Source organism: Butyrivibrio hungatei NK4A153 (assembly GCF_000424465.1).
Taxonomy (GTDB): domain Bacteria; phylum Bacillota; class Clostridia; order Lachnospirales; family Lachnospiraceae; genus Butyrivibrio; species Butyrivibrio hungatei_A.
On sequence record NZ_KE384198.1, the window covers coordinates 22,452 to 34,348 of the forward strand.

At 40.4% G+C, this 11,897-nt stretch carries 9 protein-coding genes; 1 reads left to right on the top strand and 8 read right to left on the bottom strand.

What is annotated here, in order from left to right:
* Window positions 1-105: 105 nt before the first annotated feature.
* The gene (locus G628_RS0114890) at window positions 106-2,349 is read right to left on the bottom strand and encodes an extracellular solute-binding protein (protein WP_027209464.1); all 2,244 of its coding nucleotides are present in this window, start codon (window positions 2,347-2,349) and stop codon (window positions 106-108) included.
* Between the two features lie 819 nt (window positions 2,350-3,168).
* Window positions 3,169-3,738 (bottom strand): HAD domain-containing protein, encoded by a 570-nt coding sequence (locus G628_RS0114895; RefSeq protein ID WP_026655635.1) that lies wholly within the window; start codon window positions 3,736-3,738, stop codon window positions 3,169-3,171.
* Between the two features lie 304 nt (window positions 3,739-4,042).
* Here G628_RS0114895 and G628_RS0114900 point away from each other — a divergent pair, with 304 nt between their 5' ends.
* A complete protein-coding gene (locus G628_RS0114900; protein ID WP_027209465.1) occupies window positions 4,043-5,494 on the top strand; it encodes an MFS transporter in 1,452 nt (483 codons plus the stop codon).
* Between the two features lie 65 nt (window positions 5,495-5,559).
* Here the strand turns inward: G628_RS0114900 and G628_RS0114905 are convergent, their stop codons facing one another.
* The 6 genes from G628_RS0114905 to G628_RS0114930 all read right to left on the bottom strand — a co-directional run bounded on the left by G628_RS0114905 (window position 5,560) and on the right by G628_RS0114930 (window position 11,895).
* The gene (locus G628_RS0114905; protein ID WP_196803775.1) at window positions 5,560-6,690 is read right to left on the bottom strand and encodes a DUF3048 domain-containing protein; all 1,131 of its coding nucleotides are present in this window, start codon (window positions 6,688-6,690) and stop codon (window positions 5,560-5,562) included.
* Entirely contained in the window at window positions 6,677-8,068 is a 1,392-nt protein-coding gene (locus tag G628_RS0114910) for a permease prefix domain 1-containing protein (protein WP_207637991.1), read from the bottom strand. The genes G628_RS0114905 and G628_RS0114910 overlap by 14 nt, the downstream gene beginning before the upstream one ends.
* A 20-nt stretch (window positions 8,069-8,088) precedes the next feature.
* The gene (locus G628_RS0114915; RefSeq protein ID WP_027209467.1) at window positions 8,089-8,418 is read right to left on the bottom strand and encodes a PadR family transcriptional regulator; all 330 of its coding nucleotides are present in this window, start codon (window positions 8,416-8,418) and stop codon (window positions 8,089-8,091) included.
* 55 nt (window positions 8,419-8,473) lie between these two features.
* On the bottom strand, window positions 8,474-9,877 hold the full coding sequence (locus tag G628_RS0114920; protein WP_027209468.1) for a permease prefix domain 1-containing protein: 1,404 nt from the start codon (window positions 9,875-9,877) through the stop codon (window positions 8,474-8,476).
* A gap of 255 nt (window positions 9,878-10,132) precedes the next feature.
* The gene (locus G628_RS0114925; RefSeq protein WP_027209469.1) at window positions 10,133-11,518 is read right to left on the bottom strand and encodes a permease prefix domain 1-containing protein; all 1,386 of its coding nucleotides are present in this window, start codon (window positions 11,516-11,518) and stop codon (window positions 10,133-10,135) included.
* Window positions 11,519-11,565: 47 nt separating this feature from the next.
* Window positions 11,566-11,895, bottom strand: coding sequence for a PadR family transcriptional regulator (locus G628_RS0114930; protein ID WP_026655646.1), 330 nt, complete (start codon window positions 11,893-11,895; stop codon window positions 11,566-11,568).
* Window positions 11,896-11,897 lie beyond the last annotated feature (2 nt).

Here is an 11,897-nt window from a genome sequence, read left to right on the forward strand (position 1 = left end):
GTTTTTCTCTCTTCATTTAATATAACGATACGCATGCAAAAAAGTCTGCAAAAAAATATAAAAATTTTGCAGACTTTTTTTAAACTTCTAAATCAAGTTCTCAGATCAACTGTTTTCGGCAATATAATTGCTGATTCTGTTCTGTATGATATCTCCGACTTGTTCCGCCGTTTTCTTTCCCTTAAAGAATGCTGAAGCCTCTTCTAAAATTATATCCGAAACCTGCATATCATATCCGACGTTTGTATTTATTGAAACAGCATAATCATAGAACTTCTTTATATCCTCCTCTGACAGCGGTTCTAATTTTACATCTTTGCCGCTCAAAGGATCGTACGTTTGCGCATTGGTGTTGCTATCGCTTATCTCACCTGTAGCTTCCCGTAACTCTTCTTCAAACTTGGGCTTTACCGTAGAGAAGCCTCCACTTGATTCTTTATCCGAAGTCATAAGTTCCCTGATAAGATCGTAGATAACATCCGCATGCTCCGTCTTGCTGTTTACGCCAAATGTAGTTGTGCTTACCGCAGCCATGTTTTTACCAAGGTTATTTGGACATCCGACCAATTCAACATCATCTCTGAATATATACTGCTTGAGCTTTGCATATTCCCATATATTTCTAAAATCTGTGGCGTAGAAAATCCCTTTTCCTCCGGCATATTCTGCCTCAAGCTCGTCCTCCATTACAACATCAACCGGTTCATCATCGGGAAACTTATTTGCAAAATTCAAAAACTCTGCAAACTCAGGCGTATTGAAATTACACTTTTTATTCTTGAGGTCAAAAAACTCATCTCCGTAGAGCATCCAGAAATATGAGCAGACGTATGTTCTGTTTTGATATGAACCAAACGCTGTTTTATAATCCACGCCTTTACTATTTATCAGCTCGTCGCAGTCCTTGTATGTCAAAGATTTTTTTCCCTTCGCGTACTCGGATTTAACTGCATATGTACTAATTTTGAACGTTGGCATAAATGTATAGGTCTTGCCATTGAACTTCATCATCTCCGCTATGTTCGGAAGGATTTCTATATCGCTCAAAGGGCCTCCGTTTTCAAAAGCAGGAGTTAAATCAAGAAGTATTCCTTTATCGGCATATTTTCTGACAGATGCTTCGCTTCCCGAAAAGCAGATGATATCGGCCGCTTTGCCTGCTGTAATATCAAGATTAAACTGCTTTTCACATTGTTTATAGTCATCGTAAAACTCGCTGTAATCCAATATCTTTATCGCATACTTATCGCTTGATCTGTTAAATTTCATGATCTGGCTCGCAATATCACAATCCACATACATACCGGATAAGGTAATAACGGTCTTATCTGCAACATCTTCAGGATTTACTTTGGATAGTTTCACAAGAGTGTTTACCCCACTGTCACCTTCTACAGTATCAGCGATTATTTCTTTTTCATTTACTGCAACAAAACCCTCCTGTGACATCATATCGTCGCTATTGATTGATGAATCCCTGTAATCAAGAAGTTTTACAAGCTTGTCCGCCCCGGTATCACATTTATATACCCCATAGGAATCACCCGCATACAGATTACCGTTTTCATCGTCAAAAAAGTTATAGTAACTGTGCTCCTGGAAATCTCCAAGCTTCTTTTCCACTTTCTTGCTGTCTACGTCAACTATCACAAATGACTGGGCGTAAAGCTTATTATAATAATTTATAAACAGCTTATTGTCCGCAAGTTCGACCATATTTAAGATTCCACCCATACCACTCATGACTTTTTTATCAACAAGCTCTTTCAGACCATTCTGCTCATCATAGGTCTTAACGCCGTCCTCTGTTCCGCATAAAAGTCCGTATTTGTCACTCCACTCAAGGCATCTAAAGTAGAACGGATCGTCCGCAAACTCTTCGGAAAGGTCGAACTTGTAAGCTATTTCACCTGTGGGAGTGATTTTTTCAAGGAACGCGCTATAATCATCCCCACCTTTGTGTTCTTTATAAACAAGATATGCATTTCCTTCATTATCAAAAGTGCCAATAGTTATGTAATCTTCCTTTTTGCCACCGAAATCGCAGGAATTAACCTCAGATCCGTCAGGGTTAAAAGAAAGATATTTAAACCCTCTGTCTCCGATTTCCGCTTCGCAGATAGCCACTACCTTGCCTTCGCTTCGGCCGAGAACACACACCTTTTCTCCTTCGCCAAGGATTCCCGGAAAATCTTCCTGCTTAAAGATGCAGTTCTTATCAATCTGTTTTACCTGCGCAAAATCCTCTTCCGTGATCTTCTTTTTGCCGCAACCGGTAAATGATGTTATGCAAAGAGTAAACGCAAGAATTATGCTTGTTGTTTTCCCTATAATATTTCTTTTTCTCATCTTTTCTCTCCATTCTGTCGACGATTCGCATCATCTTATATGTGCCCGCCGCAACCTATGGGCTGCGGTGTGTGGGCGGTTATTGTTCTATGTGGTTGTACGTTGTGGTGAAGTAACACGTGGCGTGATGCAGTCCATTGTAGTGGTGTGCTTGCGATGTAGTCGCATGTAACGGTATGCTGCGTGTTGTTGCATCGCTATACGTGACATAATGTCACTCGCCGGTGCATAGCTGCATATAGCGTAATGTCGCACGCTGTATTACTGTATTAGTCGCTTAGTACAATAATACAATAACTCCGGAGAGAGGGATTTGTCAATATGTGAATTGTGAAATTATGTGGAAAGGGGATTGGGGACGGGAAGCTATGGAGAGGTGTTGCCAGAGATGTATGGCCCAAATGCAATGTTTTACTTTATGGGACTATGATTGAGTGTTTTATCAGGATTGACTTTTCGAAGATGAATGGCCCAAAAGGGATATTTTATCTTGTAGGGCCATGCTGAAATGTTTTATTTTATTCAAATATTTTAAAAAACATAGTCCCAGTGGTTGATTCTATCTTGTAGGACCATGCTGATATATATTATTGGATTCAAATATTATAAAAAGCATAGTCCCAGTGGTTGATTCTATCCTGTAGGACCATGCTGATATATATTATTGGATTCAAATATTATAAAAAGCATGGTCCCAGTGGTTGATTCTATCCTGTAGGACCATGCTGATATATATTATTGGATTCAAATATTATAAAAAGCATGGTCCCAGTGGTTGATTCTATCCTGTAGGACCATGCAGGCAGATTTATTCTGCATTTAAAGCTTTAAAATGTTCAGGGCTCTTCTTACATCTTCATGTGTGAGCCCAACGTTTGGATCAGGCTTTACCTGATGCCTTGCTATCAAGCCGTTATGAAGTTCCAGGTCATCAAGAACAAGCCAATTTGCCGGAAAATCTGCATCTTTAGAAGTTTCATCGATTTTGAAAGTTTCATCATTTGATGAGAAGTCACTATTTGCGGAAGCTATGTTCTCTTTCAGCCATAGGAGGATTTCTTCAGCCTTAACAAGGCTGAACTTCTTGCTCTTTCTTATTTCTTCGGTGGTAAGATCGGGTGTTACGCCGTCAAGCCTGATGCCCTCTTGAGCCATCACTGTGATCAAGTGCTCTGCTTCAGGCCTTAGTGGTTTAAGATTCTCGTCGAACCAGAAACGCCATCCTGAGTGAAGGATCAGCTTTGCATCCGCCTTCTTTATAAGCTCCGCCAAGAGCCTCACCGCGCCTGCATCTACAAGCCTTCCGTCACTTATTTCGCGCTGATGCTCCTCATCCCAGAACTTTGAATTCAAGACTCCGTCTATATCAAGAAATATTATGTTTTGCATGATGTTCCTCCGTTATGTGGGTTGTGATTCTGTTATTTGTTTGGCAGGTTTTTGGGTTAATGAGCGCTCGCCATAACTTTCCTAATAGGAAACTTTTCTTTTCTCAGCACATACAAACGGTGTATTATACTCTCCCGCGCATTCCCTTACACTGAAACTATAGATAAGGGCACATGTATGTTGCATACTTGCTGAATAACCGCGCAACTAACTAAACAACAGAACAAGGCTTGCAATCAATTCTACTTCAATACACATTAAGCCAACAGTCAGCAAAACAATGCGTCACAAGGGAGAACCAATAATGAAAAGTAATAGCACCACCGACATCAGAAAAAAAGCCAAATACAATAACACAACCGGCAAAAAAACCGGAATAAAAAACAAAGCAAAAACCAATAACACCACTAATTATAAATCCATATTAAGCGAAAGCACATACAGAAAGCTTCTTTTTGCAAATCTGGTCAACAGGTTCGGGGATTCGATAGAATCAATTGCCTTTACATGGATTGTATATCAGATTACAGGAAGCGCAGCGTGGTCTGCGATAATATTTGCATTTATCATGTTGCCAAACGTTGTTGTTCAGCCGATTGCAGGAGCCATTGTTGAGAAGATGGATAAAAAAAATGTTGTCATCACAACTCATTTTCTCAGAGCACTTCTGATTGCACTCTTCATCTTTCTGTTTAAGCTTGAACTGGTAACTCCAGTGCTCCTTTCGGTATTTGCGCTGACAATAACGAGCGTAGAGTCTTTCTACCTTCCTGCGACGAGCGCACTTAGTGCGCAGGTGTTTAAAAGAGATGACATAAGCGCCGGAGTGGGCCTTGATTCTGTTTTCAGCAACGCTGCCACCCTTGCAGGAAGCGGAATTGCAGGATTTATAATTGCAAAACTCGGCGTTGAAGCAGCAATGTTCACAGATCTCTCGACATTCATAGCAGCCGCAGTACTGATTGGCATGCTCAAAACTGCAGCAGGGTCCGCTTCTGAAGTCGGTAGCACCGGCATTGTCAACGAAGCTGAAAGCATACACTCATTTTACGAAGACAAAATTAAAGACTCACTACATGAAGCCGATAGCACCGACGCCACCTCCGAGCCCGGCTACATCTCCATGCTCAGAGACGGCATATCATATGTATTTATCACTCCGGTTGTACGAAACTTCTGTATCATCTGCATACTGCTCAACGGAATGCTGATTCCATTGAACGCTCTTCAAGTTCCTATAGTATCCGAAATTTACGGAATGGGCAGCGAGCTTATAAGCATCTCCGGCATATTCTCATCAATAGGCGGAATCTTGGGCGCGGTGGTATTGCCGAATTTGTCAAAGAAACTATCGCCCCTTAAGATCACTGTCCTTGGAACCGCCCTGTTAGCCGGCGCAATGGCCTGTATTCCTTACGGAAGATTTGTAAAAGAAAACTCATTTCTCGCATACACGTTGCTGTGTGCATGCTACTTCGTCATAATGGCAGCCGTTTCGCTGGTCAGCGGAATTCTCCATATCCAGATCATGAAATGTGTTGACCATAAGTATATGGCCCGCGCATCAGCTGTATTTAATTCATCTGCGGCCGCCGTGACTCCCATCGGGTCACTTGCAATCGGTTTGCTGGTTTCCCACGTAAGCATTGCCCAAGTATTGAGCATCAACGCCGCTTTCGCTGCAATCGTATTGCTATTGATCTTAATCAAGCGACCTGTACTTGAAAAAGTTCCCTATTGTTGGGATTCTCACTAAACTCGTAAATAAGGAGCCTCACCTCAAATCAAGGTGAAAGCTCCTTTCTGCATTAAAAAACTCTATTATTTCATTGTCACTGAATCCCATGTATCTGACGGAACAAGTGTGATATATGTCTTACCTGTGTTGATCTGAATCTCCTCACCCTTGTCATCATAAAATCTGGTCAGATGAGTTGCATCATCCTTAACCCATGTGATACTTTTGGCAACACCGTTTGTGATATACCATCCGGGCTGTCCTGCTGCGATACAGTTGTAAATAAGATAACCGTGATCATCAAGCTGATTGAAATCACATTTCTGGATAAGTACATTCTTAAAGCTAAGAGGCTCTCCGTCCTCTGCATCTTCATGACGTGATCCGTACTCGTAATACTCATACTGCTTAGTTTCGGCATTATACTTAAGTGTAGAAGTATTGTGCCAGAAAGGAAGTCCGATCTCCGTTACGGGATATGTCTTGTCATAAACCTTTGTAAGGTCAACTTCTTTGCCGTAAGGAGCAAAGTTGAAATGACTTCCCTCGTTTCTGTACTCGGTATAAGTTGTTGAATATGCGGGATCCTTTTTCATGCTTGAGAAGTTACTCTCCATATCACCCGAACAGACATACTCTGTAAACTCTTTAGGTTTTCCGTTTTTAACTCTGGAAAAAGTTCCGGAGAAATGCTGTGCCCATGGATTCTTAAAATATGCAGTAATATGAGCTATAGGTCCTCCGTCATGGCAGAGCACCGCATCCCACTCGGCTGCAAGAAGAATATTTGTCGGACGTGTACTTCTGATACTGCCCATCTGTTCAATCTTGCCCCAGTCTTTTACAATGCACATAAGTCTTGTTACTCTGTCATTCAATGTACTGTTCATAATTTCATAAACAACATCCGCTTCTGCTATTCCAAAGTGTGGAAGCGCAATTTTTTCATTGTCAACCATTACAGCGATAGGACGCTGATCTTTAATATCTTCGCTTATTGGCTCACCTGTGATCTCGCTAAGGTACATTCCTTCCGGAATCTCGAAATTCTTCACTCCATCCGATGAAGCTTCCGCAGCAGTATCACCGGTAACTACATCTTCGACAGAAATTGAAAGAGAAGAATCATCCGCTTCCTTTTTGCCACAGGCAACATCTGAAAGCACCATTAGCATGCACATTGCAAGCGCAACGATCTTTTTACTTTTTGTCATAGATAATTTCTCCCATTTTTTGTTTTATTAAAGCCTTTTTTTCTTCCTTCACCTCCTTACGTAGTCTGATGTCAAGCTCATAATTCAAAAGTTTCAGTTGAACTCCCGATTGAGCTTTAATGTCTACATGCTGTGAATAAGCATTCTTGTATTTATATATACTGAGAATTATCCCCAGGAAGACATACGATACTATAACATTGCTGTCTGATATAAAAGGAAAAAAAGTATCGCCTACATATGTCGTAGAAAATAATCCAAATCCCACAAGTAAATTTGCAACAGCATTTGCCGTAAGCCAAATGAGACAACCGCTTCCCATTGCGATTCCCACTTGATTCTTTATCTTAGATAAAGCGATAAATCCAAAAACAATCAATCCGACAACGCTTAAAATAACTGTTAATCCTATAAGCCATCCCCAATCTGAACATATATACAGAAGGACTTGCTCTCCTGTCTTTACACCAAAATAACTGCTTGCGGCCATAGTCACATTTTCGCCAAGATTAAGATATACTACCCCGCATCCAAGCGGCTTAAGTCTATCCATAACATGTCTTACATTTATTAATTTACTGCTGGGAAAACAATTCCTTAGTTCAATCATCAAATTCGCAGGAAAAATCGCAAACGCAGCCCACAAAGATGCAATCACCTTCTTTTGTGGAATTTCAAACCAGCCCTTCTTTATTGCTATTGTAAGCTGAGCCAGCAAACTTAATGCGATCATCATAACATGCAAGGCCGCATGCCCCTCCAGTCGCGAACTCATATACATGCACGGAATAACAATCCAAAGAACCGCCTTGATCAGCCCTTTATACGCCTGCCCTCTATACCTATAGATTATTCCGGAATATAGAGGAATAAATAAGACAAACAACGTTGTAAAAACAACCCTCGTAATGGAATATGGCTGCCAGAAAAAGTTTCCTTCCGGTCCATGTGAGTAAATAGCCTGATTAAGTACCATTCCCACTATCAATACAGCCGCCAGCAACTTAGAATATTTTAATATAGTCGTATAATCCACAAGAAATGCAAGTAGCATCAAGGAAATACCAAAAAAAGCATTAATAGCAATTACGAAGTCATCATACTCAGAATATGCTACCGTCATCCTGATCATCGCTCCGACAGCTCCAATGGTCATTGCCGCGATTATCAAGCCCCATGCAATTTGCGGCCTGTGAACCCTGTCAAGCGACATTCCGACTTCCATGGGATCCCCCATGTCCTCGACAGCTTTTTTCTCCGCGGTCACACGGTCCATTCCGTCTGAAACATTCGCTTCTATCTGCTCTTCTATATGCGCCCTGATCTCATCACCTATAGCCTTGTGCGCCTTCTCAAAACGCACCTGCTCCAGTAACATTTTGATATATTCTTCCATACTCATACCCCGTAGGCCAGAACGTTTGCTATCGCGCCGGAATAAACCTCCCACTCCTGTGTCTTTTCCTTTAATAGCTTTCTGCCCTCTTTCGTTATGCTGTAATATTTTCTTGTCTTGCCGAGATAATCCTGCTCGTAAACCTTGAGAACACCTTTCTCCTCCAGTCCGTGAAGAAGCGGATAAAGTGTTCCCGCCTTAAATTCAAAGACATTCTGTGATCTCTTTCTTAATGTGTCGATCATTTCATACCCATACATGTCTTTTTCCGAAAGTAACTTCAGAACCAACATTGTACTGCTGCCTGTTAAAAGAGATTTATCTACTGCCATTTTATCCTCCTTGAAGCGCGACAACGGCGCTAACTTATCTATACTAAACCTTTCCCTAATTATCTTTTAAGGATTGCAATCTTTTTTCCTTATTGCTCCGAGTCTTAATATCAACATGCTGCGGATAGGCGTCCTTATATTTGTACACGCTTATCAGTATCCCCAAGAATACATACGAGATCACAATATTGTTATTAGATATGAATGGAAAAAAAGATGCATAAAACTCCGGAACAATTCCGAATCCCACAACGATATTGGCAATAGCATTTACCGCGATCCACATCATGCAACCGCATCCCATAATCTGTCCGAGCTGGTTCTTTGACTTTGCCATACTTACAAATCCAAAAACAATCAGCGCTGCAACTATCATAACAACCGCAAGTCCTATAACCAGTCCCCAGGTCGCCGAGATATAAGTCAAAACATAACTCCCCGCAGGAGAATTTACACATCCCCTTGACTGCATTGATGCTGCGCCGCCCCAAGTATATATTTTCCCTTCTCCGAATATCTTCATTGAATCCATGATTGTTTTTATATCATTACTGCCACTTCTTATGAATCCGCCAACCTCAGTCCGGATAAAGTAGATCAGATAAAATACATAAGCCAGCCATATAGATATGATTGAAGGAATCTTTCGCACTTTTATCCAACCTTTTTTTATTGCATAAGTAAGCTGAACAAGCATGCTGCCTACAACTATAAAGGCACGCATATTATAATATCTTGTTGATACAAACGGTATGAGCCTTGGCACAAAAACCCAAAGAAGAGCCTTTATAAGCCCCCCATACGATTGTCCTCTGTATTTGTAGAGAATTCCCGCATATAGAGGAATCAGCAAAAACATCAATGCAAAAGAAACGCTGACACAACCATTTAAAACCCCCATCAGTGATTCCAGTTGGTCATAATTTAACGCTTCTCCGTTTAATTCACTCTTATCCGCTATCAGTCTATAAAACTTATAACTTCCGTAGTATGCAATCAGATATCCCGCCACCAATACAGTTGCGATCACTTTGGAATACTTGGCAACAGTTGTGTAATCCACAAGATACATGAAAAACATTGCGCCAATCCCCAAAACAGTAAAAAGGATATAATATCTGTCATCGGCTGCAAAAGGCGGCTCACTTATAGAATCGATCAGTAGTTTGTCCTTCGCAATATAGGTATGGATTATTATTCCTATAACGCCGACAAGCACCGCCGCGATTATAACGCCCCACGCTATCTGCGGTCTGTGAACCCTGTCAAGTTCAATACCGGTGGCAACCGGATCTCCCATATCTTCTACAGCTTTTTTCTCCGCAGTATCTTCATCCATTCCGTCTGAAATATTCGCTTCTATCTGATCTTCAATGTGAGACTTAAGCTCATCGTGTATCCCCTGATGAGCCTCACGAAACCTCACTTGTTCCAATAGCTTTTTTATATATTCTTCCATTGTTACAACCTCTGTACCCCTGTAAATCCAACAATACTTATATCATACACCGTATGCCAATACACTTACGATAGCGCCCGAATACTCGTTCCACTCATCGGTCTTAGCCTTTAAGAGCTTTCGTCCCTCTTTTGTTATGCTGTAATATTCTGTCCTGTATTTCCTGATTCGAATTTTTTTGACTTACTGCAAAATTTTATATCTATGCGCTGTAGGTAAGCGTTTTTATATATGCCAAGCACCACAAACATCCTTTTACAGATTCAAATCTTTTAATAAATTTCTTATCCCAAAACGCTCAATTTCCACATCTTGTGAATATGCATCCTTATACTTATATATGCTGAGCAGTATTCCGAGCGCCGCATATGCATAAATAAGAGAATCAGAATTATCAGTTGATACAAACGGCAAAAAAGCACCAACGAAAAACCATTCCGGAAAAACTCCAAATGCAGTGAACACATTAACAATAGTATTTACTGCAAGCCACATCATACACCCCATACCCATAACATGTCCCAACTGATTCTTTGACTTAAATAAATTCATAAATCCCAATACGATTATTCCAACTACAATGGCAATAATCACTATTCCCCAAAACGCTCCGTAAGTCGATGAAATATATGTCAAAAAATATGTTCCAAATGGCCGATCTATAAAGCAACTTGAAGGTTTTTGAAAACCATCGTGTCCGTAATATATTCCTGAGCCAAACAAATATATTGAATCAACAACTTTTTTTAATATCTCCTCTTGCACACTATCTCCATAGCATTTAAACATACGTCCGTAAGACAATGATGTGATTATTATAAATCCCCCATATAGGTGTACCAGTACCTTCTTTTGTAACTTTATCCATCCTTTCATTATTGCAACTGTAAGCTCTGCAAGCATACATATCGCGATTATTGTAGCATCACCCCTTATCAGGTAATCTCCAAAATATATGTAAAAAACAGGAATAAAAATCCACAAAAGCGCCTTCGAAAAAGTCTTTTTTCGTTCCTTATACTCATAAAGAATTCCGGCGTAGAGAGGCACCAATATGAGCATCTTGTCAGAAAGCCTCCATGCAATCTCATTTAAAATACCAATTCCAAATGGCGTTTGCTTAAACGTCAATACTCCTGTATTGATCAATAAAGCATCCGGCAACGATGTAATCAAATAACCTGATGCCCATACAATCCCTATAATTCTGGAATACTTTGCAATAACCGTAAAATCCAAAAAATAAAAAAGGAGCATCAAACATATCCCCATAATGGTATATGAAAAAAAGTTATTAACAATATAATTTCTATCTGGGTTATAATACTGCCCATCTTTTATCAAAACCTGATCATTCCGCAAAAGAAACTGGAATATTGCGCCAACAATCGCAACAGCTAATACTGCTACGATTACCCCCCACGCCATCTGAGGTCTGTGAACCTTATCAAGTGCAATTCCCGTCTCAACGGGATCTCCCATATCTTCGACAGCTTTTTTCTCCGCTGTCTCTTTGTCCATTCCCTCGGAAATATTTGCTTCCGCCTGATCTTCTATATGTGCTCTTATTTCATCCCCGATAGCCTTATGCGCTTTCTCAAATCGGATCTGCTCAAGTAATTTTTTAATGTACTCTTCCATTTTGTAAAACCTATCTGTCATTTTTATTTAATGTATTGCTTAGTCTGTCATACACCGTATGCCAATACGCTTACGATAGCGCCCGAATACTCGTTCCACTCATCGGTCTTAGCCTTTAAGAGCTTTCGTCCCTCTTTTGTTATGCTGTAATATTTTCTGGTCTTACCGAGGTATTCCTGCTCGTATGATTTGAGCATTCCTTTTTCTTCAAGTCCATGTAAAAGAGGATAAAGAGTCCCTGCCTTGAATTCGAAGACGTTCTGCGACTTCTTCCTCAAGGTGTCTATCATCTCATATCCATACATATCTTTTTCCGAAAGTAATTTTAGAACCAGCATTGTACTGCTGCCGGTTAAAAGAGATTTATCTACTGCCATTT